20 protein-coding genes, 1 other RNA gene and 1 other annotated feature are annotated in these 23,965 nt (G+C 39.6%); of the genes, 4 read left to right on the top strand and 17 right to left on the bottom strand.

Annotation, left to right across the window (positions count from 1 at the left end; all coding sequences use genetic code 11):
• Positions 1-143: 143 nt before the first annotated feature.
• The 4 genes from mnmA to KQ486_RS06500 form a co-directional block, all read right to left on the bottom strand.
• The gene (gene mnmA / locus KQ486_RS06515) at positions 144-1,259 is read right to left on the bottom strand and encodes a tRNA 2-thiouridine(34) synthase MnmA (RefSeq protein ID WP_216687102.1); all 1,116 of its coding nucleotides are present in this window, start codon (positions 1,257-1,259) and stop codon (positions 144-146) included.
• An 11-nt stretch (positions 1,260-1,270) separates the two neighbouring features.
• The gene (locus tag KQ486_RS06510) at positions 1,271-2,428 is read right to left on the bottom strand and encodes a cysteine desulfurase family protein (RefSeq protein WP_144160481.1); all 1,158 of its coding nucleotides are present in this window, start codon (positions 2,426-2,428) and stop codon (positions 1,271-1,273) included.
• A 21-nt stretch (positions 2,429-2,449) separates the two neighbouring features.
• Positions 2,450-2,872 (bottom strand): cysteine metabolism transcriptional regulator CymR, encoded by a 423-nt coding sequence (gene cymR, locus KQ486_RS06505; protein WP_144160485.1) that lies wholly within the window; start codon positions 2,870-2,872, stop codon positions 2,450-2,452.
• 106 nt (positions 2,873-2,978) lie between these two features.
• Complete coding sequence (locus tag KQ486_RS06500) at positions 2,979-4,277, bottom strand: replication-associated recombination protein A (protein WP_216687101.1); 1,299 nt, start codon at positions 4,275-4,277, stop codon at positions 2,979-2,981.
• A gap of 156 nt (positions 4,278-4,433) precedes the next feature.
• Between KQ486_RS06500 and KQ486_RS06495 the strand changes: the two genes are divergently transcribed.
• On the top strand, positions 4,434-5,045 hold the full coding sequence (locus tag KQ486_RS06495; protein ID WP_216687100.1) for an RsfA family transcriptional regulator: 612 nt from the start codon (positions 4,434-4,436) through the stop codon (positions 5,043-5,045).
• A 115-nt stretch (positions 5,046-5,160) separates the two neighbouring features.
• On the opposite strand, the gene ssrS is transcribed toward KQ486_RS06495, so the two are convergent.
• The 10 genes from ssrS to KQ486_RS06445 all read right to left on the bottom strand — a co-directional run bounded on the left by ssrS (position 5,161) and on the right by KQ486_RS06445 (position 17,816).
• Positions 5,161-5,342: non-coding RNA, 6S RNA (ssrS, locus tag KQ486_RS06490), on the bottom strand.
• A gap of 105 nt (positions 5,343-5,447) precedes the next feature.
• On the bottom strand, positions 5,448-7,220 hold the full coding sequence (gene aspS, locus KQ486_RS06485) for an aspartate--tRNA ligase (RefSeq protein WP_216687099.1): 1,773 nt from the start codon (positions 7,218-7,220) through the stop codon (positions 5,448-5,450).
• A gap of 1 nt (position 7,221) precedes the next feature.
• On the bottom strand, positions 7,222-8,484 hold the full coding sequence (hisS, locus tag KQ486_RS06480) for a histidine--tRNA ligase (RefSeq protein ID WP_144160496.1): 1,263 nt from the start codon (positions 8,482-8,484) through the stop codon (positions 7,222-7,224).
• Positions 8,485-8,555: 71 nt separating this feature from the next.
• Positions 8,556-8,779 (bottom strand) — a binding site (T-box leader).
• 54 nt (positions 8,780-8,833) lie between these two features.
• The gene (gene dtd / locus KQ486_RS06475) at positions 8,834-9,277 is read right to left on the bottom strand and encodes a D-aminoacyl-tRNA deacylase (protein WP_144160499.1); all 444 of its coding nucleotides are present in this window, start codon (positions 9,275-9,277) and stop codon (positions 8,834-8,836) included.
• 30 nt (positions 9,278-9,307) lie between these two features.
• Positions 9,308-11,503, bottom strand: coding sequence for a RelA/SpoT family protein (locus KQ486_RS06470; RefSeq protein ID WP_216687098.1), 2,196 nt, complete (start codon positions 11,501-11,503; stop codon positions 9,308-9,310).
• 205 nt (positions 11,504-11,708) lie between these two features.
• Positions 11,709-12,224, bottom strand: coding sequence for an adenine phosphoribosyltransferase (locus KQ486_RS06465; RefSeq protein ID WP_144160503.1), 516 nt, complete (start codon positions 12,222-12,224; stop codon positions 11,709-11,711).
• On the bottom strand, positions 12,214-14,532 hold the full coding sequence (recJ, locus tag KQ486_RS06460; RefSeq protein ID WP_216687097.1) for a single-stranded-DNA-specific exonuclease RecJ: 2,319 nt from the start codon (positions 14,530-14,532) through the stop codon (positions 12,214-12,216). The genes KQ486_RS06465 and recJ overlap by 11 nt, the downstream gene beginning before the upstream one ends.
• A gap of 59 nt (positions 14,533-14,591) precedes the next feature.
• Complete coding sequence (locus tag KQ486_RS06455) at positions 14,592-14,957, bottom strand: LapA family protein (RefSeq protein ID WP_216687096.1); 366 nt, start codon at positions 14,955-14,957, stop codon at positions 14,592-14,594.
• Positions 14,958-15,154: 197 nt separating this feature from the next.
• Entirely contained in the window at positions 15,155-17,449 is a 2,295-nt protein-coding gene (gene secDF / locus KQ486_RS06450; RefSeq protein ID WP_216687095.1) for a protein translocase subunit SecDF, read from the bottom strand.
• 52 nt (positions 17,450-17,501) lie between these two features.
• On the bottom strand, positions 17,502-17,816 hold the full coding sequence (locus KQ486_RS06445; RefSeq protein ID WP_216687094.1) for a post-transcriptional regulator: 315 nt from the start codon (positions 17,814-17,816) through the stop codon (positions 17,502-17,504).
• Between the two features lie 152 nt (positions 17,817-17,968).
• Here KQ486_RS06445 and spoVB point away from each other — a divergent pair, with 152 nt between their 5' ends.
• Positions 17,969-19,513 (top strand): stage V sporulation protein B, encoded by a 1,545-nt coding sequence (spoVB, locus tag KQ486_RS06440; protein ID WP_216687093.1) that lies wholly within the window; start codon positions 17,969-17,971, stop codon positions 19,511-19,513.
• A 439-nt stretch (positions 19,514-19,952) separates the two neighbouring features.
• Here spoVB and KQ486_RS06435 read toward each other — a convergent pair whose 3' ends face one another.
• Positions 19,953-21,227 carry an ArsB/NhaD family transporter gene (locus KQ486_RS06435; RefSeq protein ID WP_144160521.1) on the bottom strand — a complete coding sequence of 425 codons (1,275 nt, stop codon included), beginning with the start codon at positions 21,225-21,227 and terminating at the stop codon, positions 19,953-19,955.
• A gap of 104 nt (positions 21,228-21,331) precedes the next feature.
• Between KQ486_RS06435 and KQ486_RS06430 the strand changes: the two genes are divergently transcribed.
• Positions 21,332-21,706, top strand: a complete 375-nt coding sequence (locus KQ486_RS06430) for a TIGR04086 family membrane protein (RefSeq protein ID WP_144160524.1) — start codon at positions 21,332-21,334, stop codon at positions 21,704-21,706.
• Between the two features lie 282 nt (positions 21,707-21,988).
• Positions 21,989-22,327: a hypothetical protein gene (locus tag KQ486_RS06425; RefSeq protein WP_216687092.1), complete on the top strand. Its 339-nt coding sequence runs from the start codon at positions 21,989-21,991 to the stop codon at positions 22,325-22,327.
• Positions 22,328-22,538: 211 nt separating this feature from the next.
• On the opposite strand, the gene yajC is transcribed toward KQ486_RS06425, so the two are convergent.
• Positions 22,539-22,805, bottom strand: coding sequence for a preprotein translocase subunit YajC (gene yajC, locus KQ486_RS06420; RefSeq protein WP_144160527.1), 267 nt, complete (start codon positions 22,803-22,805; stop codon positions 22,539-22,541).
• A 15-nt stretch (positions 22,806-22,820) separates the two neighbouring features.
• Positions 22,821-23,957, bottom strand: a complete 1,137-nt coding sequence (gene tgt / locus KQ486_RS06415; protein ID WP_144160530.1) for a tRNA guanosine(34) transglycosylase Tgt — start codon at positions 23,955-23,957, stop codon at positions 22,821-22,823.
• Positions 23,958-23,965: the final 8 nt, after the last annotated feature.

Below are 23,965 nucleotides of genomic sequence, written 5' to 3'. Positions count from 1 at the left end.
ATCGTCTTTTTATTCTATCGTATCGTAGAAGTAATGCGAAGAAAATATTTTCGTTATAAAAGTATGTATTTTCTTATCAATATCCTTCTATTGAATCAATCGTTTATCTGGCAAAAAAGCCACCACAATAAATGTGCTGACTTTTAAGCTAGATATGTTAGTTGTTTACCGTCTTTAAAAGCGCGATCGATGGTTCCGCCACCTAAGCAACGTTCGCCATCATAGAAAACGACTGCTTGACCTGGTGTAATCGCTCGTTGAGGTTCTTTAAAGATGACTTCTGCCTGATCTTTCTCCGAATCCACGACGACACGAACGGCATAATCTTCCTGTCTATATCTGAATTTGGCCGTACACTCAATAGGCGCACTTAAATCAATATCCGCTAACCAATTCAAGTGAACAGCTTCTAAAGAATCTGAATAAAGCGCTTCGTTGTTAAAGCTTTGTCCTACATAGAGAATATTCTCTTCTAAGTTTTTTCCGATGACAAACCAAGGGTCACCTGCACCACCGATTCCAAGACCTTGTCTTTGACCGATTGTGTAATACATTAATCCGTCGTGTTTACCTTTCACTTCACCTTCTAATGTTTGCATTTCACCTGGTTTAGCTGGTAGGTATTCACTCAAAAACTCTTTGAAGTTTCTTTCGCCAATAAAACAAATTCCTGTGCTGTCTTTCTTTGTTGCAGTTGCTAAATCATGTTTTTTGGCAATTTCACGGACTTCAGACTTATCAAGCTCTCCTAATGGAAACATCAGTCTCGGGAGTATTTCTTTCGGTATTTGATTCAAGAAATACGTTTGATCTTTATTTGAATCAACTCCGCGAAGCATTTGTGCTTGACCATCTATTTCACTGACACGGGCATAATGCCCAGTCGCCAAGTAATCTGCTCCTAACCCCATTGCATGGTCTAAGAAAGCCTTGAATTTAATCTCTTTATTACACATGACATCCGGATTCGGCGTTCGTCCCGCTTTATATTCATCTAAAAAGTAGGTAAACACTTTATCCCAATATTGCTTTTCAAAATTTACGGAGTAGTACGGAATGTCTAACTGGTTAGCAACACGTGCAACGTCTTCGTAATCTTCCGTCGCTGTGCATACACCAAACTCATCTGTGTCATCCCAGTTTTTCATGAAAATTCCTACGACATCATAACCTTGTTGTTTCAAAAGCAACGCAGTAACAGATGAATCGACGCCTCCAGACATACCGACCACTACTCTTGTGTCTTCTGGCTTTTTCATTTTTTCACCACCTAACCTCTTGTATGATTTGGCAATAACCTGTTTAAGATTTTGCTGATTCTTTCAACACAAAACTGAATTTCTTCCTCGCTCGTTTCGATTCCAAAGCTAAAGCGAATGGAATTATATATACGGTCATTTTTTTCACCATACATTGCTTTTAATACATGTGATGGATCAATCGAACCGGCAGTACAAGCAGAACCGGAAGAAACCGCAATGCCTTCTAAATCTAGATTCGTCAAGAACATTTCTACTTCCACACCCGGAAAACTAATGTTCAAGATATTTGGCATATGCTCTTCTTTTTTTCCATTCATGTGATAATCGATGGAAAGTTCGTTCAATCCAGCAATGAATTTCTCGCTGAGCCTTTGATAATGAGTCATTCGATCTTCTCGTTCTTTCTCCAACAACTCAATAGCTTTTTTAAACCCTACAATCCCAAGCATGTTTTCTGTACCGGATCGCCACTTTCTTTCTTGTTCCCCGCCGAAAATTTGTTGAGCCAAATGAATATCATCATTTCGATATAAAAATCCGATTCCTTTTGGTCCGTAAATTTTATGCGATGAAACAGATAGAAGGTCAACATTGAGTGCAGTCACATCAAGTTTTTCCAGTCCGTACGCTTGTACAGCATCCGTATGGAAAATAGCTTGGTGTTCTTTTAAACGTTCACCAATAGCCTCAATCGGTTGTTGCATGCCAGTTTCGTTGTTTACCCGCATGATGGAGACGAAAATTGTATCCGGTCGAAGGGCTTCTTCAACTGCTTCGACAGAAACGACTCCCGACTCATCCACAGGGAGAAAGGTCACTTCAAAGCCTTCCTTTTCTAACTCCTCCATTGGATGTAAAACAGCGTGATGTTCAATCTGGGTCGTGATGATATGCTTGCCTTTATGGGCATGAGCCCGTGCAACTCCAAAGATCGCTAGATTGTTTGCCTCGGTTGCTCCACTCGTAAATATAATCGAAGAAAAATCGGCTCCGATACTCCGTGCAGCTTCGCTTCTAGCTTCATCCAATAGTTTTCTGCTTTCTCTGCCAAAGGAGTGGATACTGCTTGGGTTTCCATATGTCCCTTCCAGTGCTTCCATCATTTCTTGTTTGACTTCAGGGTGTAAAGGAGTTGTTGCTGCGTAATCTAAATAAACGCGTTTCACAGAAGTCACCTACTTTTTCTATTAAATATAAAACATATCTTCTTCTTGATAAATGGAGCCATCGTGCTCTGCTAAATCAGCCAACGTTGTTGAATCGAGTACATCCTTTACGGCGTCACGAATTCGTCGCCACAATTCTTGCTGAGCAGGTTGTTCATCCTCCATCTCTTCAACGGGGCGAATCGGTCCTTCAAGTGGTTTTATGATGTCTGCTGCCGTTATATTTTTCGGCTCTTCAGCCAATAAATAACCACCTTTAGCTCCGCGAACACTTCTGACCAAACCAACATTGCGAAGTGGTGCGATTAATTGTTCAAGATAATGTTCAGATAAATGATATTCTTGTGCAATTACTTTTAGCGAAATCGGATTTTTACTCGGATGTCCTTTTGCCAATGCAATCATGATCGTTAGTCCGTATCTCCCTTTCGTAGAGATCTTCATCCAATATCCCCCTCATCAATAACCAAATCTAACAGATGGATTGGCACCTTTTGCGAAAACCATCTGACATTATAGCATGTTTTAATACATTGTGGAATTTAATGAACTAGCGCTTCTTTTCATCCTGTCGCGATTCGTTCGATAACTTTTTCAACTTCTCGTATGTTTGCGCATATCTTTTTTCTTCACCTAACATTTTAGGCTGATAATATGACATACCACGGAGGGACTCAGGTAAATATTCTTGGTAAACCCATCCAGTAGAAGAATGATGCGGGTATTTATATTCAACTCCATGTCCCAGGTTGGATGCACCTGCATAATGCGAATCCTTTATATGATCTGGTATATCCGCCGTCACACCTTTTTTGACATGCTTAATCGCTTTATCCAGTGCTTTATAAGCGGTATTCGACTTCGGTGATAAACATAACTCAATGGTGATCACACTTAGAGGAATCCTCGCCTCAGGCAAGCCTAATCGTTCGACGGATTGAATGGCAGGCAACACACGTGCAGCTACGGCTGGACTAGCCAAACCAATATCCTCGTATGCAATCACCAACAATCGACGCATGATGGCTTCCAAATCGCCGCCTTCTAACAGTCTAGCTAAATAATATAAGGCGGCATCCGCATCACTGCCACGAATACTTTTTTGAAACCCCGATAGCAGATCGTAATAAATGTCTCCTTTATTATCATGCACAAAACCTTTATTTTGAATGCTTGACTGAACCGTTTCGAGTTCTACTTGGTAGGTACCTTCATCCGTCATATCCGAAGCGTAAACAACTTCTTCTAAAATCGTTAAAGCTGTACGCCCATCACCTGTCGTTTCAGCGATCAGCTTCAGATGATCATCCGAAATATCAATCGTCATGTGGGATAATCCTCTTGGGTCTTTTAACGCTCGATGAAGAAGTCCTAATATATCGTCTTGATTCAACGGATGTAATTGCTTGATCTGCCCACAGCGTGATCGAATTGCATTATTTACACTATGATAAGGATTTTCAGTTGTCGCACCGATGAATGTTATAATTCCTTCCTCCATCGCATTTAGCAATGTATCCTGCTGTCCTTTGTGAAAGCGATGAATCTCATCGATGAACAAAAGCACATTTCTAGTTAATTTTGCTTCTTGGATAATCTGTTCAACCTCTTTTTTGCTGGCGCTTGTCGCATTAATCGCAAAGAATTCCATATTGGAAGAACCTGCAATGGCATAAGCTAAAGAAGTCTTCCCAGTTCCGGGTGGTCCATACAGAAGCATTGATGGTACATATCCATTTTTAATCATTTTATATAAAGAAGTGTTCTCACCGATCACATGTTTTTGACCGACAACTTCTTCAATTTTCTCAGGTCGCATACGGAATGCAAGTGGTTCATTATTAAACATATCGTTCTCCTTCAATTCATGCTCAATCTTTTTCTATTTTACTATAGATGTCCAGTTTTTTCTGAGTTTGAGCCTGGATTTCTATGTATATTATCCTCACAACTTGCACATGATAGAAATAGGAAACTATCATTCGAGATAAAAGGAGTTGGGAATATGGTTAAAGTGAGGCAAGACGCTTGGTCTCATGAAGATGATTTATTACTGGCAGAAACTGTGCTTAGACATATACGTGAAGGAAGTACACAATTAGTGGCTTTCGAGGAAGTCGGTGACAAACTGAATCGAACGGCTGCTGCATGTGGTTTTCGGTGGAACGCTGAAGTCCGTAAAAACTATGAAAAAGCAGTAGACTTGGCCAAAAGGCAACGGAAAGAACGTAAAAAAGCAATGAAGCAACAAGCAACGAATGGAGTCACAAACATCTCCGAAGCGAAAGAAATAACGAAAACGAATCAACAACCTACCACCATTGATGAAATTATTCATTTACTAGAACAACTAAAAGAATCTACTTCAATCAATGATGAAGCTGAATTCGAGCAAATGAAGGAATATAATCAACAGTTAACCAATGAAAATGAAGAATGGAAAGCAAAATACGAACAACTGCAAAAAGATTACGATACCTTAAAAGAAGATTACCAGACATTTGTGAACATCATGGACCGTGCAAGGAAAATGGTCGTATTGGATGAAGATTCGTCCCTATCCTCACCTGCTTTTAAGATGGCGAAAAATGGCAATTTAGAGCAAATTGCGAAATGAAAAAAGCAGGACACAAAGCATGTTCATTAAGATCTCTCAATAATTGATTTCTTCCAATATAAACATATAAAAAAAGCTATTTTAAGGTTTGCTTAAAATAGCTTTTTTGTATGTACACAATCCCAATTGTGCCGTTCCTCCTTAATGTTTTGAACCCGCTCCAGGCAGGTGGGTGTCCTGTTCTGTGCTTTGTATGTCCTATAAAAGGCATATACGCCACACAGAAACGCCGGACTCCCTTACATAAAAGTGTTCGGTCAAAACGTACGACGGAGAAGACGAACACATTAGGATTGCTCTGTTTCAACTTTGTAATCAAATAATATCACATACATTATCCAATATCAAGAGATACAAGCGCCCAATTTTTGGTTTTCTTAATCTTTTTTTAGAATATTCAGCTTACTGGTTTTCATTATCTTTCAATTCTAAGTGTAATTCAGCTAGTTGCTCATCCGACACCTTAGACGGCGCCTCGGTCAATGGATCTGATGCTGATGCTGTCTTCGGAAATAAAATTGTGTCGCGAAGATTCGTTTTGCCGGCCAAAAGCATCACCAAGCGATCAAAGCCAAGGGCAATTCCACCGTGTGGAGGTGCTCCAAATTCTAATGCTTCCAACAAGAATCCAAATTGTTCTTCTGCGGATTCTTTTGTGAAACCGAGGGCTTCAAACATTTTATATTGCAAGTCTTTTTCGTAGATACGCAATGATCCACCACCGAGTTCAAAGCCATTTAACACAACATCATAAGCTTGTGCTTGAACATTTTCTGGTGAATCTGTCAATTGATCGATATGCTCAGGCTTTGGCATTGTAAATGGATGGTGAGCTGCGTGATATCGTCCATCTTCGGAATCATATTCAAACAATGGCCAGTCAGTAACCCATAAGAAGTTTAGTTGCTCTTCATTGATTAAGCCAAGCTCTTTTCCTAATTTTAATCGAAGTGCACCTAAGCTGTCGTAAACAATTTGTTTTTGATCAGCGACGAATAGAAGCAAGTCATTTGCTTTTGCATCTAGCTGATCACGTAATGATTTAGCATCATCTTCATCGAAAAATTTGGCGATCGGACCTGTCAATGCACCATTCTCGTCAATTTTAATCCATGCTAACCCTTTTGCTCCATAGATTTTCACAAAATCCGTTAATTGATCGATGTCTTTTCGTGAAAATTGGTCAGCCTGATTTTCAACATTTAATGCACTCACTTGACCGCCGTTTTCCACGGTTTGTTTAAACACATTAAAGTTTGAGGTTGCAGCGAACTCATTGATTTGTTTTAGCTCCATACCGAAGCGTGTATCCGGTTTGTCTGACCCATATCGCTCCATTGCTTCTTGATAGGTCATTCGAGGAAATGGATCGGCTATGTCTTTTCCTTTAACCTCTTTTACGACAAATCGAAGCATCTCTTCCGTCATGTTCATGATTTCTTCTTGGTTCATGAAAGACGTTTCAATATCAATTTGTGTAAACTCAGGCTGGCGATCGGCACGTAAATCTTCATCACGGAAACAACGAGTAATCTGATAATATTTTTCGAATCCTGAGACCATCAGCAACTGCTTAAAGAGTTGCGGCGACTGTGGTAACGCATAGAACTCTCCTTCATGAACACGACTAGGGACTAAATAATCCCGCGCTCCTTCAGGTGTGCTTTTCGTCAACACTGGCGTTTCCATTTCCAAAAAGTTTTGTCGATTCAAATACTGGCGAATGGCTTGGGCAATTTCATGCCGTAAAATAAATGTTTCTTGCATCGTATTCCGTCGTAAATCTAAATAACGATATTTCAAACGAATTTCTTCTGAAACATCTATTTTATCCTCAATCTGGATCGGCAATGCCTTCGATTTACTGATAATCGTCAGCTTGTTGGCTACGATTTCAAGTTCACCTGTTTTCATCGATGGATTGATGGTACCTTCATCTCTTTGTTTCACAACACCAGTAACCTCGATGACATATTCACTTCGAATCCTTTCTGCTTGCTCCAATGCTTCTTTCGATTCTGGACTGAATACAACTTGCACAACCCCTGAGCGATCGCGTAAATCAATAAAGATCAGTCCGCCAAGGTCCCGGCGTCGTTGTACCCATCCTTTTAATAATACAGTCTGCTCCTCTTGATCAAGAGTAAGCATCCCGCAGTATGAACGTTCGAGCATCTTATTTCCCTCCAATATAAGTTGCAATCTCGTTGAGTGGAACGGTCGTTTGTTCCCCGGTTGCTAATTCTTTTACTTTTGCTTTACCTTCATTCATTTCCTCTTCTCCAAGGATGACGACAAATTTAGCTTTCGCCCGTTCAGCTGCCTTAAACTGAGCCTTCATTTTTTTATTCAAATAATCCCGGTCAGCTCGAATTCCTTGTTGGCGTAGTTGATGAATGAGTTCGGTTGCTTTGAATGTCACTTCATCGCCAATCGAAACGATATAACAATCAATTCCTGCGTTCGTTTCAAGCGATAGCTTTTCGGCATCAAGTGCCATCAACAATCGTTCAATACTCAAAGCAAAACCGATTCCTGATGTTTCAGGGCCACCAAGATCTTCAATTAATCCGTTGTATCGGCCACCACCGGACAGTGTAGTAATGGAACCAAACCCTTCTGCTTCACTCATGATTTCAAAAGCAGTTTGTGTATAATAGTCCAATCCCCGAACAAGATTTTCATCTACAGTATAGGAAATCCCCATCGCATCCAAATGTTTTTTGACAGATTCAAAGTAGTTGCTTGAATACTCATTGAGGTAATCCAATATAGACGGTGCTGTTTTCATCGCTGGATGATCTTGATCGACCTTACAGTCCAGTAAACGGAGTGGATTCTTTTCCAGTCTAACTTGACAATCTTGGCATAGCTCTTCTTGATGTGGCTGAAAATGGTTGATCAATGCTTCCCGGTGGCTTTGACGGCTTTCTCGGTCGCCTAGACTATTGATGACTAACTTAAGCGACTTTAATCCAAATGCTTCATAGCACTCCATCGCAAATGCTAATACTTCCGCGTCAATTGCCGGATTGTCACTACCAATCGCTTCAATGCCAAACTGAGTAAATTGCCGCGTGCGTCCTTGTTGTGGTCGTTCATACCTGAACATCGGCCCGATATAATACAATTTAGTAGGCTGCTCTGGTAGTCCGTGCATTTTATGTTGTACATATGATCTTGCTACAGAAGCTGTGCCTTCAGGGCGTAATGTTAAGCTTCTCCCACCTCTGTCTTCAAATGTGTACATCTCTTTTTGAACGATGTCTGTTGTATCACCGACACCTCGCTGAAATAATTCTGTTCGCTCAAACATAGGCGTACGTATCTCTCTATAATGATATTTTTCCGATAATTTTCTTAACGTATTTTCAATGACTTGCCATTTCTCTGTTGCTTCTGGCAATAGATCTTCCGTACCTCTAGGTATATGAATCAACGTCAGTTCCTCCTTCGTTTTATGTAATTCTTTTGAAAATAAAAAAATCCCTATCAATCCGCATTCCAATTGATAGGGACGAGTTTACCCCGTGTTGCCACCCTGATTAAAGCAACCTAAGAGAGTTGCTTTCACTTCATTTCATTAACGCTTCTCGCGGCCTATACCTACTTTTACATTCGGCAAGGCACCTCCGGAATGTCTTTCACAAAGGACATATGAGTTTGCTTCCAGCCATGGCAAACCCTCTCTGTCATATGTGTTTCTTTGCTACTTTTTCCCTCATTGGTATTGATCACTATTCAATTAATTTCAATTATCATAGCTATATTTCAATAGCTTGTCAAGACTAATCATCTGTATCCAATATTAAGGTGACAGGGCCATCATTGATCAGTGACACTTCCATGTGTTCACCAAATTTCCCTTCTTCTACTTCTATACCTAACTGTCTAATCCGATCATTAAATTGCTGGTATAATTCAAGTGCTTGGTCTGGCTTAGCCGCTTGCATAAAGTTAGGCCGTCTGCCTTTCCTTGTATCTCCATATAATGTAAATTGAGAGATGGATAAAATTTTACCATGGACATCTTTAAGTGAAAGGTTCATTTTCTCCTGATCATCTTCAAATACTCGCAGGTTAATGATTTTCTCTGCTAAATAGTTCACATCTGTTTCGGTGTCTTTTGTCGATACTCCAAGTAGAACGACTAGTCCATCTTGGATCTCGCCTGTCCGTTCTCCGTTGACATCGACAGCACCACTCGTCACACGTTGAATTATAGCTCGCATTACTTTTACCCCTTTATCCATCAAAATCCATTAGTGAATCAGTCGCTGAACGGCAAAAACATCTCGGATCTTTTTAATACGTTCGACGATTCGTCGTAAATGCTCTAAATTGTGAATTAAAATGGTTAAGTTAATCGTTGCAATCTTATTCTTGTCTGATTTTCCATTCACATGCGTAATGGAAGTATTCGTCTCATTGACAGCTTGTAAAATTTCATTTAAGAAGCCACTACGATCATAACCGGTAATTTCCAAGTCTACATGATAACTTTGTTGACGCTGGCTGTTTCGTTCCCATTCCACATCGATCAAACGTGTTTCATCTTCATTGGAAATGTTTGGACAATCGGCACGGTGCACGGAGACTCCTCTTCCTTTTGTAATATAGCCGACAATTTCATCCCCTGGAACAGGGTTGCAACATTTCGATAGACGGATAAGCAAATTATCGAGTCCGCGCACAATGACACCAGATGTAGAGGCTTTCCGTTTTTGTGGAGAGACTTCATTTTGAAGATTTTCAAGCGTCTGTTCCAAATTGACTTCTTTTTCTTTTTGACGAATTTTTTCAGTTATTCGATTGGTAACTTGAAGAGCCGTTACACCTTGGTAACCCACTGCTGCATACAAGTCATTCTCATGTTGAAAATGAAACCGATCTAATGCCAACTGAATATTTTCTTCCGTCAATACTTCTTTTGGTTGGAGATCCATATTCTTAATCTCTTTTTCTACCAACTCACGTCCACGTTGAACATTTTCTTCTTTCCGTTGTCTTTTGAAAAATTGTTTAATTTTATTTTTAGCTTGAGTTGTCTTCGTTATTTTCAACCAATCTTCAGAAGGCCCATACGAATGCTTGGAAGTCATGATCTCAATAATGTCGCCCGTTTTCAATTGATAATCAAGCGGTACGATTTTCCCATTTACTTTGGCACCAACCGTTTTGTTCCCAACCTCAGTATGGATTCGATAAGCAAAATCCAACGGTACGGAGCCACTCGGCAATTCGATGACATCTCCTTTTGGTGTAAAAATATAGACCATGTCTGAGAAGAAATCGAACTTGAGTGATTCCATGAATTCCTCTGCATCTCTCGTTTCATTTTGCCATTCCAGGATTTCTCGGAACCATGCTAGTTGTTTTGACATATCTTTTGGGGCATCGTTCTCTGCTTTTCCTTCTTTGTAAGCCCAATGTGCCGCAATTCCATATTCAGCAATCTCGTGCATTTCAGAAGTTCTGATTTGGACTTCTAACGGATCACCTTCCGGACCGATTACCGTTGTATGAAGTGATTGATAAAGATTTGGTTTCGGCATGGCAATATAATCTTTAAATCGTCCAGGCATTGGTTTCCAAAGCGTGTGAATAACCCCTAATACGGCATAGCATTCTTTAATATTTCTCACGATAATTCGCACAGCCAGCAAATCATAGATTTCGTTAAAATCTTTCTTTTGAATGGCCATTTTCCGGTAAATGCTATACAAGTGTTTTGGTCTACCGGATATTTCTGCCTCTATGTTAATTTCGCCTAATTGCTCATTAATTTCTCCAATAACCGTATCAATGTATTGTTCACGTTCACTTCTTTTTTGCTTCATCAGTTGAACAATTCGGTAATATTGTTGCGGATTCATGTAGCGAAGCGCCGTATCCTCAAGTTCCCATTTTATGGTTGAAATTCCGAGTCGGTGAGCCAATGGCGCGAAGATTTCTAAGGTTTCATTTGCGATTCTCCGCTGTTTTTCCTCCGGTAAAAATGATAATGTGCGCATATTATGTAGTCGGTCGGCAAGCTTAATTAAAATCACGCGAATATCTTTCGCCATCGCGATAAACATTTTCCGGTGATTTTCTGCTTGTTGTTCTTGCTTAGATTTATATTTGATTTTCCCTAGTTTCGTAACTCCATCAACCAATTGAGCCACTTCTTCACTGAAAGCTTCTTTTAAATCATTATAAGTGATTTCGGTATCTTCGATTACATCATGAAGAAATCCGCCTGCTATTGTTGCCGGATCCATCTTTAGATCAATTAAAATATCTGCCACTTGAATTGGATGTAAAATATATTCTTGACCGGACTTTCTAATTTGACCTTCATGGGCTTTGGCTGCATATTCATAGGCACGCTGAAGAAAAGCCACGTGTTCTTCATTCATATAATGACTGGCTCTTTCTATCACTTGATCGATTGTTCGTATACTGTGTTTAGACATATACAACCACCTAGCTGCTTCCTTTTCTTTTTTTCCATTATTCATAAATAAATGGCATATGTAAAGAGAAACACTTCTTTTTGTGCGTTTCACACGCCCCGTTGTAGATTTTTCGCAATTATTAATTGCTCTGTTCGTTCACTCAATTGAGTGGATATAATTAAAAAAGAGTTGGCTGACCCTTTCGAAGAGTCAGCCGATCAGCTTATTCATATGTCATTAACGGTAAAATGTCATAGCCTTTCAACTTGTCACGGCCATTTAAATAGGCTAACTCAATCAAAAAGGCACACCCTACAACTTCTCCACCTAACTCTTCCACTAATTGAATCGTCGCCTCGACTGTCCCTCCAGTGGCCAATAAATCATCTACTACTAAGACTTTTTGCCCTGGCTTAATGGCATCCTTATGAATTGTCAAAACGTCTTTTCCATATTCCAATCCATAGTCTACCTTAACAGTCTCTCTTGGAAGTTTTCCTTCTTTTCTCACGGGTGCAAACCCAATTTCAAGTGCGTAAGAGACTGGGCATCCAACAATGAATCCTCTAGCTTCAGGACCTACTACAAGTTCGGCTCCTACTTTTTTGGCATACTCGACAATCTCGTCCACTGCTGATTTAAATGCTTTCCCATCATCCATCAATGTGGTGATATCTTTAAATTGAATTCCTTCTTTTGGCCAGTCTTCAACGATTGTTATATGTTTTTTATAATCCATGTAAGACTACTCCTTCCTTCCCTTGGCGACCGCGTCTCATGGAAATCCACTCTTTCAATTCTTTGTAGTTTGAGTAATATAGCGTTTTTTCCATTTTTATTCGGTTTAACCGTTGTTGATAAGTAACTGATTCACTTAATTGTTTAGGTTTTGTTTGATCGAGATAATAAATGTCACCATCTACTATATTAACAAAATCTAGATCAAAAAACACTTGGAGCATAAAATCCAATTCGTCTTCACTGACTTTTTTTGCTTCTGCCAGCAATTGACGTTGTTGATATTCAATAATTTGATGTTCTTTAATAGTGATAAATAGGTCTTTGAATGCTTCTCTTGATGGAAATCGTTCAAAGTATGATGACCGTTCGATTTGATAGCATACGTACAGTGTGTGAAATGAAAGACGCCCTAATACGTTTTCCAATTCTTCTAGTGTATTTGGTAAATCATGAATCAGTAGATGCTTATGTTCTTCTAAGTAGTGCAGATCAGTCGTGTTTTCAACGTGAAATGCTGAAAAATTCATTTCTTTTGGTTTGTTTTCAGGTTGAAAATAGATAACCGCCAGCTCATCCGGTGAAACCGAAGAGGGTAAGTTAAACTTTTTTCCACGGAAGTCAAAGAGCTGCCATTCTTTGCATCGTACATCTTTTAACAATACCTGTAATTTCCGATTACCATTCCACTCATTGATCTGTACTTCACCAGCTAAATCAATCTTACTTCCAGTACTTAACCGATCAACGACATCTCCAATCTGAAAACCTACAGCTTCAATCCGCTTACCACCAGCGTTCCCAGATAGCTTCAAATGATTACTCTTCGCACCGATTTTACGTAACTCTTTAATTTCCACATCATTGATTTGAAACACTGGCCGATTATTATTCATGCCAAACGGTGCTAGCATTTCAACTAATTCCGGAAAATCCATGTCAACTTCTTCCCAATCGATCACTTCTTCTATTTGAAGTGTCGGGTGGAAATCAGCGGGTGTTAACTCACTCTCAGCTTGCTGATTAAGTTCTCGTCTCAATTCATCAATGTCTTCTGTACGTACGGTCATGCCTGCCGCTTGCGGGTGACCTCCAAAATGAACAAATAAATGCTTCAGTTCCATGCCATGTTTGAAAATATCAAAAGCAGGAATGCTTCTGGCGCTTCCTTTAGCTACTTGTTGTGTATTATCGATGCTTAACATCAGTGTCGGACGATGGTATTTATTGATGATTCGAGAAGCAACAATACCTAGCACTCCAGGATTCCAGTCCTCTTTTGCAATGACCAAAATCTGGTCATCTGAATAATTTGTCTCAATCATTTCATCTGCTTCTTCAAAAATCTGCTGAACAAGCTTCTGTCTTTCCTTATTAATTTGATCGATCTCTAGCGCCATTTCAGCGGCCAACACGGCATCTTTCTCCAATAACAGATCGACAGCCAATCCTGCGTCTTGTAATCGACCGACAGCATTTAACCGCGGACCAATGACAAATCCAATGTTTTCAGTTGTCATCGCACCAGTTAATTTACCAATATTTTTCAAGGCCATCAATCCGGGTAACTTCGTGTGAGTCAATGCTTTTAATCCTTCCCTCACAATCACCCGATTTTCGCCAATCATCGGTACCAAGTCTGCTACCGTACCAATTGAAGCCAGAGCTAGATAATCATCGTCCAATTTTCCAGTCAATGCGTGTGCCAATTTTAAGGCTACACCTGCTCCCGCCAAATCATTAAATGGGTATTGGTTCGATAATTTTGGATGGATCATTGCGACAGATTCAGGTAACTCATCTTGCTCTTCGTGGTGGTCTGTGATGATTAAATCCATCCCTAGTTCAATTGCTAGTTTCGCTTCTTCAGGAGCAGCAATACCGTTATCGACCGTAATAATCAAACTGACGCCATGCGCTTTGATTGCTTGGAAGGCTAGTTCATTCGGTCCATATCCTTCTGTAAAGCGGTTCGGGATGTAGTAGTCTACATCAGCTCCCATATTTCTTAAAACTGAAACTAGAATAGCAGTAGAAGTCACACCATCTGCATCATAGTCTCCGTAGATCATGACTTTTTCGTTTGTTTGAATTGCTTTATGAATTCGTTTCACTGCAGTATCCATCTCTTCAAACAAAAATGGATCATGCATTTGTTTTTTTGTTGGATAAAGAAAAGTTTCTGCCTCTTCTTTACTATGTATCTTTCTCTTCGCCAACATGCGGTTGACAATCGGAGATGGATGAATCTGTGTTGGTTCATCAATCAGCTGATCGTTCACCAACCAATTCATTTTGCTCTCAAGCATAATAAAAACACCCCTAACGAATCTATTATACTAGAGGTCATTAGGGGTAGCAATAAAGATTAATTCCATTCATTCTTCTGTTCATTTTCCGAATCTTCACCTTGTTGTTGATCTATTTCTTGGTCACCTTCGTAACTGGTACCATGATTTTCTTCAATTGTTGATGTTTCTTCTTGTTCCAAGAAAGATTCATTTTCTTTTTTCAGCTGTCTGATTTCTTTTTTTAATTGATAAAATTTAGCATACGTCACGCTTGCAACAGCTAAGCAACCGAGTAAGGCAGATAATAATATAACAAGTATTAAGGGTGCATCCGTCTGCACAAACAAGAAATCCACCTGCACCGGTTCAACATTAATCACTGCAAAGACCGCAATAATTAGGGCAAATAATAAAGTTAATATAATCCATGTTTGTTGCTTCATCAAAGTCCCTCCTCATCACTTTTGTGCATTGTTCTTTATTTACCCGGTAAGTACGTGTGTTATTCTTTTGGTTTTATGATTACTCGACTAACCACCAACCACTTCTATATGATGCTCACTTTATTCCGTAAAAAGTTACAAAAAGACCCGAACGGATGATAGAAGCTCGTTCGGGTCTAAGACTTGCTATTTTTGTTTTAAACTTGAGGCCCACCGGATGGTTTTTTCTTCTTTTGAACAATTGGATTGGACTCAATATTTCTTCCTCTCCATACTAACCATAGCTGAGCCGCCAAGAACAAGGATGAATACGTTCCTGCAATCAAACCAACGATTAAGGCAAAGGAGAAGTAAGTGATGGCTTGAGCACCAAAGACAAACAGCATGACCGCTGCAAACACAACAGTAATCACTGTGTTAAAGCTACGCGTCAACGTCTGCATCAAGCTTTTGTTAACGACGTGAGCTAACTGCTTGAATGACTTGACTCGTTTTTCAAGACTCAGATTCTCCCTGATCCGATCAAACGTAACAATCGTATCATTGATCGAATAACCGACAATGGTTAAGATCGCTGCAATAATCGTAATATCAAACTCAAACTGGAAAATACTGAATAACGCCAAGATAAAGAATGCATCATGCAGTAATGCGATAATCGCCGTTATCGCAAAAATCAATTCAAATCGGATGGCGACATAGATCACAATACCAATTGAAGCAATCAATACGGCATAAACTGCGTTTTTAGCCAGCTCTTGTCCCACCTGAGGTGAAACGGTGCTGACACTCGGTTGGTTTCCGTATAGTTCTTGAAAATGATTGTTGACTTCAGCAATCTCATCTTGCGAAAGTACTTTGTCAAAGCGAACCATCGCCATTTCTTCGTTATCCCCAGCAAGTACTAGCTGTTTTGGATCATGTCCGAGTTCTTCAAACTCTGTACGCACCTCTTCGACTGTCAATTGGTTCTCAGCCATGACTTGAACTCTGGAACCACTTTCAAAATCGACTCCTAAGTTCAATCGCATCGTTGCTAAAAATATGGCTCCAACAATAATCAACAGAATTGACGTGCTAAAATAAATTTTACGGTGTTTCACAAAATCAAATGTCTTACCTAAGAAAGTCGGTTTAACTTCCTCTCCTTTACTGATATCCATAATTTCATTCGGATTGACACCTAACCATTTTGGCTTATTGTTCAAGGCTTTACTTTTAATCCACAGATTCATCAGTAACCTTGTACCATAAACAGCAGTGATGAAACTTAGTAATATACTGATGATTAACATCGTAGCAAAGCCTTTGACAGAGCTTGTACCAAAGATAAATAAAACAATTGCTGCTAAAATTGTTGTAATATTCGCATCCAAAATCGTAGTAAACGAACGTTTATTACCAGCTTTTGCTGCTGAAGCAACGGTTTTTCCTGCCCGCAATTCTTCCTTCAGACGTTCATACGTGATGATATTCGCATCGACAGCCATTCCAACACCTAAAACGAGAGCCGCAATACCTGGTAGCGTCAATACACCATTGATTAGATTAAAGACGAGCAAAATCAAATAAATATATGCACTAAGTGAGATAACAGCGATGACACCTAGGAAACGATAAACAATGATCATAAAAACAAATATTAGAATAATCCCTAGAATTCCCGCATAAACGGTTTTGTCGAAAGCTTGCTCACCAAATTGAGCCCCGACAGCGACAGAATAAACTTCTGTTAATTCCGCTGGTAATGAACCAGCATTGAGCATATCTGCTAAATTCTTGGCTTCTTCAACGGTAAACGATCCATCAATTTGAACATTTGTTCCAGGAATTGGCTTACTTACACTAGGTGCTGAAATAAATTTCGGGTCTTCTTTCCCGTATTCTTCAGCAAAGGAGTCCCCTTCTTGATAGTCCAGCCAAATAACAATTAAATTTTGTGGATAAGGAACCTCGGCGGTTGGTCTACTCGGTAATTGAGAAACCTCACGCGTTAACTCTTCAAAGTTTTCGTATTCACTATTTGAAAAGTTTCTTTTCGTTTCTAATGTGACAATTGGTTGGTTAAATTCGTTAAAGTTTTGCTGTGCACTACCCTCAACCAGTTCTGAGCCACCAAAATAAAACTCATCTTCTACACTTCGAAAAGACAAACTAGCCGTTGTCGAAAGTATTTCTCTTGCCTCATTTTGGTCACTCACACCAGCCAGTTGAACGCGTATCCGATTTTCACCTTCGATATCAATAACTGGTTCATTGACACCTAGTATATCCACCCGCTTATACAGGCTTTGTACAACAGCTTCCATCATTTGGTTATTTACTTCTTGATCGTCATCAATCGGTTCAACTTCATAAAGAATTTCAAACCCGCCTTGTAGGTCGAGACCAAGTGGAATATCTTTTGTAATTCCTTGGGTTGTCGTTCCGATTATTCCTCCTAAAAGTAGAACAATTAGAAAGAAGGCAATAATTCTGCCTTTTCTTTTCATATGTAAGACTCCTTCCTTGTTAACGTTGCTTCTGTTCGTTCATTTAACCGATTTATTTTTGACCTTCCTCAGTTGCAACTTCTAATGCCCCAATCTGTTGGAACAAATCATCATTATTTGCTTGCTTTTGCGCTTCGACAGTCAAATAACTCATGTATGTACTGCCGCTCAAATGCAATATATCCTGTATAACTTGATGAAGCCTTAACCGTTTTTCTTTTTTCCATACCTTCGCTAAGAGGCACGTCCAGATTTCTTCCGCATTGACTCCATCATAGCCTAACAATTTTAGTTCATCTACTTTACTTTGTAAAACTTCATACGTTTCATTTCGCCATTCATCAACATGTCGAGTATAGTGATCCAATCGTTCGACGCCCCTGTCTATTTTGAATTACAGTCCAATTAATAAAGGCTTAAGTAATTGACATCATAAAGACTTGTCATGACTTGTACCTATTGAAGCATATAAATTATTGTACCTAAAAATTATTCATTTGAGAAGGCAGGGCCTACGAGATGTCCAAACAAACTTTTATTAAAGGTGCATTAATTTTAATTGTCGCGGGTATGATCAGCCGCTTACTTGGCTTTGTCAATCGCATGGTCATGGCCAGATTATTAGGGGAAGAAGGCGTCGGAATCTATATGCTGACAGTTCCGGCGTTATTGTTGATGATTACATTATCTCAAGTAGGGATTCCAGTGGCCGTTTCTAAATTAGTCTCTGAAGCTGTTGCAATCAATGACAGAAAACGAATCAAAAAAATTCTTTATAGTTCGTTTACCATCACAGTCAGTTTGAGCATTGTATTAACTATATTTTTCGCCTTATTCATTCCAGTTATTGCAGAGAGGCTATTATTAGATGAACGGACATTGTTACCGATGCTTGTGATGAGTCCGATTATTATTATCATTGCAATTTCATCTGTATTACGGGGATATTTTCAAGGGTTACAGAACATGAAGCCACAAGCCTTTGCACAAGTCATCGAACAAGTCATTCGAATTGTACTCGTCGTCATCATGATTAAATTACTGTTACCTTTTGGATTGGCTTATGCAGCAGCCGGTGCTATGGGGTCCGCTGTTCTTGGTGAACTCGCTTCATTAGCTTATATTTTTTACTGTTTTAAACGATCGCAGAAAAGAAGACAATTAACCGTTTCACGCTATCCGTTCCGCTCATTGAAAAATACATATGTAAATATATTTCAGATTGCTTTACCGACAGCAGGGAGCCGGATGATTGGCTCAATTACTTATTTCTTTGAACCCATTCTTGTGTCACAGAGTTTATTTATCGCAGGATATACCGTCTCACAAAGCACTTCTCTTTATGGGCAACTAACCGGCTTTGTCATGCCGCTTCTATTATTACCGACTTTTATCACCCACTCATTATCTGTCGCTTTAATTCCATCGGTTAGTGAATCAAACGCCTTAAAGCATCATCGAACCGTTCATTTTCGAATTACTCAAGCATTACGGCTATCCTTTGTATCTGGCGGACTGGCGACCATCTTATTTATGTTATTGTCTGCAAGTTTACTTCAACTGATCTATGGAACGAATAATGGTGCCGAATTTTTGAAGTTTATGGCTCCGTTTTTTATACTGTTGTATTTTCAAGCGCCACTCCAAGCTGCTCTTCAAGCGTTGAATTATGCCAAACATGCGATGATTAATAGCCTGATTGGTGCAATGGTTAAATTATCTGTTTTATGGTTACTCGCGACCAATCCGAATTTTGGTATCGATGGTGTCATTCTTTCGGTCGTTGTAGGGATATTGGTGGTTACGTTGTTGCACTTTGCTGCTTTATATCGTCTGATTCGATTCAAATTACCTGTTTCATTGATCATTCGAATGGGTTTTCTACTTACCCTCTTGTATATCGTTGGGAATTGGATCATCACAAACCATTCTTTTACATCTGACTTTCAATTAATTTTAGTTGTCTCGGTTAGTTTGGGAATCATGTATCTGATTGGTTTACTAATTATGAAGTTAGTGACCATAGAGGAGTGGAGACAACTCTTTCAAAGAAACTCAAAGTAAATGATCGTTGACTAGTTGCAGTTAAGAGACTAGGAACTGTTTTGAATGCTGCTAATCGGGGGTGGAGCTCAATTTTGAGCTCTACCCTTTTGGTGTTTCTGATTGAAGATAGCGCTCTAGGGTGCTCTATCTGCGATTAGAGCGCTTCTATTCAAAGATGGCACGAAGGATGGACACTTTATCTGTGATTAGCGTGCTTCTTTTGTAGAAGTTTACCAAGCTAGCTTCAGTAATAAACGTTGGTGTTTTTAGGTAGCTGTTTGCCTTCCTACTACCGTATTAATTGCCTCTGCTTCTTAACAAATTAAGAATGTCTTAAGCGCTGACTATTCAATATCAACGTTTATCACACAAAAAAACACCGACCGAAGTCAGTGCCTCTCCATTCGTCTAGCCATTTTGTTTTGAAGTAAATAACCGATTGCAGAAATTCCATCACCTAAAAATATCTTACGTATAGATAAATGGATGATAAAATCATCGATATCAATACGACTAGCATTCCGTAAGCCATAAACGTTATAAAACGAATCTTTATCTGGTGTGTGCTAGCTATTCCGGCAACGACGACATTGGCGGATGCTCCTAATAATGATCCATTCCCGCCGAGGCATGCGCCAAGTGCCAATGCCCACCACATCGAATCTGTTGCGACCACTCCATACTGTTCAAATTCAAACAAAACCGGGATCATCGCAGCGACATAGGGAATGTTGTCTAAGAATCCAGATAGCAAACCAGCTGACCATAAAATATACATGGACGATGTCATCGGTTCGCCACCTGTAATGTCCAAAAAGCTCTCTGCCATCCGATCAATCAAGCCGACCTCTTCCAAACCACCGACGAGCACAAACAGCCCAATGAAAAAAAACAATGTTGTCCATTCCATTTTTTCAAAAACCGTTTCAGTCATTTTATCTTTTTCCGATAAGAGTAATAATAATAAGGCTGAACAAAATGCAATCGTCGTCAGTTCAATATGTAAATACCCATGGAAGGTAAAACCAACGATTGTTAAACCTAATATAATAAGTGATTGATACAATAAGGGTGATTTTTTCAGTACATCTGTCGGTTTGATCTTTTCCATAGAGGCTGGGGCAGTTTGTGGCCGCAATTGTTTACGAAACAAAAATAATAATAGTGCCATGACAACAGTGAAGATGATGAGAATAATGGGCCCTAGATGAACAATAAATGAAATAAAGGTAAATCGTTCAACCGCTTGTCCGATCATAATATTCGGTGGATCACCAATCATGGTTGCTGTCCCACCAACATTTGAGAGGATAATCACCATGATCAAGTAGGGTACAGCAGGTAGATTTAATTGCTTCGTCATATTGATGATGACAGGTACAAGTAGCAAGACGGTCGTGACATTGTCCAACAACGCGGAACCGATTGCTGTCATCACTCCGATCCACAAAAACAGAGGAACCGGTTTTCCATTGACCTTTTGAATCATCCAAATCGATATAAACTCAAACACACCTGTTTTCTGTGTAATTGATATCAATACCATCATGGAAAATAATAAGACAATTGTACTCCAATCAACATAAGTCGATAACGCTTCGTCTACACTGAAAATATTGAACAAAATAAGGATTGCAGCTCCACTCAAAGCGACGAGTGCGCGGTTGATTTGATCCCAAAGCAAAAAAATATAACTGATAATGAATACAACTAACGTGATCACTAGTTCCATATCCTTGTCCCCTTTAGTCTCTCTTATCAAATAAGTACGTCTTTTTATAAGGAAACATGCATAATTTATAGCAATAGTCTTAATACAAAGGGGGACAAAGCATAATGAATAATCGATTACGTGGTATCTTATATGGAATTGCATCTATTCTAGTTCTTATGTTTTTCTGCAGTTTGATCATTGCTATGTTTGTGAAATTTACAGATTTATCAAGCACGACGTTAACATGGACAACCTTTATCGCGAGTATTCTCGTTTTGATGATTGGTGGATTTATCGCTGGTAGAAAAACGTTTCATAAAGGATGGCTAACAGGCCTTTTAACCGGGGCTATCTATGTGTTTGGGGTCATGTTTTATCAATTTCTAGCTTACGATTACTGGCTTGCTGATCGTCAAGCAACCTATTTTCTTATTTTCCTCATCGCTGCCATTACGGGGAGTATGTTTGGTGTGAATTTCTCTAAAAATGAAAGTTAAATGTTCTACTGACTTTCCTAAAAAGCGGTACTTAATCATAAGTTGGAGGCTGGGAAGAATCTTTAAAGTTGAGTCAGATTGAAACATTTTGTCAAAAAATACTTGCTTCGGAAACATACTGCCGCATTCAATTACTCAGAGCAAAGTAAGGCCTTTGGAAAGATTGGCTTTCGAATGAGTTAGAGAATGCATGTAAAAAAGAGCACTAACCGAGTAGACTTTTCAATTCGGTTGGTGCCGGTTTTTTTATGTAAGACAAGAAACGGATGATGGCAGGCATATTTGCGGATTAACACTGAAGGTTTGCGAATTAACGCTGAAGCTCCGCTAATTAACACTGAAGATTCGCTAATTAACACTGAAGCCTTGCGATTTAACCCTGAAGATCCACAATTTAACACTGAAGCCCTGCAAATTAACACTGAAGCCCCACAAATTAACACTGAAGTCCCGCAGATTAACACTGAAGATCCACAATTTAACACTGAAGCCCTGCAAATTAACACTGAAGCCCCACAAATTAACACTGAAGGCCCGCAGATTAACACTGAGATCCACAATTTAACACTGAAGCTCCACAAATTAACACTGAAGGCCCGCAGATTAACACTGAAGTTCTAAAACCAAGCACTAAAAACGATCCCCAAAACACTTTGTGATCGATCACAGATGTCACCTTATGCCATTTGGGTACAAGCACCCCCGTAAGCGGATCGCCTAACACCAACGTTCATCACCGAAAATCACGCTAAGTTGTGTATTACCCGAACAACTTCTTTAACCAAAAAAACTGACCAATCAGCAAAAATTGCCTGTTGGTCAGTTTTCTACGTTATTGATTATTGTTCTTCACTTCACGAACCGACGTGCGATCGTATGTAAGCTTGTTTCCATCATTCACTTCAAGTACGATCGTTCCTTCGTCTAATGCATGAATGCGTCCATGCATACCACCGATAGTGACGATTTCATCACCTTTTTGAAGATTGTTTTGCATTTCTCGCACTTGCTTCTGTCTCTTTTGTTGTGGACGAATCAAGATAAACCAAAACAACACAATAAACAATACAATCGGTAATAATCCTGTCAATGCTTCCATCTATATTCCTCCTCCCTAGAAATTCTTTGCGTTTGGTTTGTTAAAACCATATTGTTCGAAAAATTCTTCTCGAAAATCTCCTAAACGATCTTCTGCAATTGCTTCTCGCACTTGCTTCATCAATTTTACCAAAAAGTAGAGGTTATGATAAGTAGTTAACCTTATTCCGAATGTTTCATTTGCCTTAATTAAATGTCGAATGTACGCTTTTGTGTAATTTCGGCATGTGTAGCAATCACAGTTTTCATCAATCGGAGTAAAATCGCGGGCAAATTTTGCATTCCGGACGACCAATCTCCCATTGGATGTCATGCATGTCCCGTTTCTTGCTATTCGTGTCGGGAGAACGCAATCGAACATATCTACGCCGCGGATCGCTCCGTCAATTAATGAATCCGGTGAGCCGACCCCCATCAAGTATCTTGGTTTCTCATCCGGCAATAAAGGCGTCGTGAATTCCAACGCTCGATTCATAACATCTTTTGGTTCACCAACAGATAAGCCTCCAATCGCATACCCTGGAAAATCAAGTGACACTAAATCACGGGCACTTTGTTTACGAAGCTCTTCATATTCGCCACCTTGAACGATGCCAAAAAGCCCTTGTTCTGTTGGTCGCTGATGGGCTGCTAAACATCTTTCCGCCCAACGGGATGTTCTTTCCACCGATTTTTTCATATATTCAAAGCTTGCCGGATATGGTGGGCATTCATCAAAAGCCATCATAATATCTGATCCGAGATCGTTTTGAATATGCATCGCTTTTTCTGGAGACAGAAACAGTTTTGCGCCACTGATATGGTTCCTGAAGTGGACACCTTCTTCTTTAATTTCACGCATGTCCGAAAGACTGAACACTTGGAATCCACCAGAGTCTGTTAGAATTGGCTTGTCCCAATTCATGAACTGATGAAGCCCTCCTGCTTCCTTGACGATATCTTCTCCAGGTCGAAGCCATAAATGATACGTATTTGATAATATGATGTTCGCCCCGATTTCATTCAACTCTTCTGGACTCATCGTTTTAACCGTTGCCAATGTACCAACGGGCATAAAAACAGGCGTATCAAAAGAACCATGGGGTGTATGCACGGTTCCTAAACGCGCGCCTGTTTGCTTACAAACTTTTTTTAACTCATAGGTGATAGCCATGAACTCTC

This window comes from Allobacillus halotolerans (assembly GCF_018967645.1).
GTDB classification, from domain to species: domain Bacteria; phylum Bacillota; class Bacilli; order Bacillales; family Alkalibacillaceae; genus Allobacillus; species Allobacillus halotolerans.
This window is presented reverse-complemented; position numbering and strand designations above follow the sequence as displayed.

Bases quoted from the DNA above. Each gene is read 5' to 3' on its own strand.
- mnmA (WP_216687102.1), bottom strand. From the start codon at position 1,259: ATGAAAAAGCCAGAAGACACAAGAGTAGTGGTCGGTATGTCTGGAGGC.
- KQ486_RS06495 (WP_216687100.1), top strand. From the start codon at position 4,434: ATGGTTAAAGTGAGGCAAGACGCTTGGTCTCATGAAGATGATTTATTA.
- KQ486_RS06455 (WP_216687096.1), bottom strand. From the start codon at position 14,957: ATGAAGCAACAAACATGGATTATATTAACTTTATTATTTGCCCTAATT.
- yajC (WP_144160527.1), bottom strand. From the start codon at position 22,805: ATGGAAGCATTGACAGGATTATTACCGATTGTATTGTTTATTGTGTTG.
- cymR (WP_144160485.1), bottom strand. From the start codon at position 2,872: ATGAAGATCTCTACGAAAGGGAGATACGGACTAACGATCATGATTGCA.
- dtd (WP_144160499.1), bottom strand. From the start codon at position 9,277: ATGCGAGCTATAATTCAACGTGTGACGAGTGGTGCTGTCGATGTCAAC.
- KQ486_RS06465 (WP_144160503.1), bottom strand. From the start codon at position 12,224: ATGGATTATAAAAAACATATAACAATCGTTGAAGACTGGCCAAAAGAA.
- KQ486_RS06435 (WP_144160521.1), bottom strand. From the start codon at position 21,227: ATGGAACTAGTGATCACGTTAGTTGTATTCATTATCAGTTATATTTTT.
- KQ486_RS06430 (WP_144160524.1), top strand. From the start codon at position 21,332: ATGAATAATCGATTACGTGGTATCTTATATGGAATTGCATCTATTCTA.
- secDF (WP_216687095.1), bottom strand. From the start codon at position 17,449: ATGAAAAGAAAAGGCAGAATTATTGCCTTCTTTCTAATTGTTCTACTT.
- aspS (WP_216687099.1), bottom strand. From the start codon at position 7,220: ATGCTCGAACGTTCATACTGCGGGATGCTTACTCTTGATCAAGAGGAG.
- KQ486_RS06500 (WP_216687101.1), bottom strand. From the start codon at position 4,277: ATGTTTAATAATGAACCACTTGCATTCCGTATGCGACCTGAGAAAATT.
- tgt (WP_144160530.1), bottom strand. From the start codon at position 23,957: ATGGCTATCACCTATGAGTTAAAAAAAGTTTGTAAGCAAACAGGCGCG.
- recJ (WP_216687097.1), bottom strand. From the start codon at position 14,532: ATGCTTGAGAGCAAAATGAATTGGTTGGTGAACGATCAGCTGATTGAT.
- KQ486_RS06470 (WP_216687098.1), bottom strand. From the start codon at position 11,503: ATGTCTAAACACAGTATACGAACAATCGATCAAGTGATAGAAAGAGCC.
- spoVB (WP_216687093.1), top strand. From the start codon at position 17,969: ATGTCCAAACAAACTTTTATTAAAGGTGCATTAATTTTAATTGTCGCG.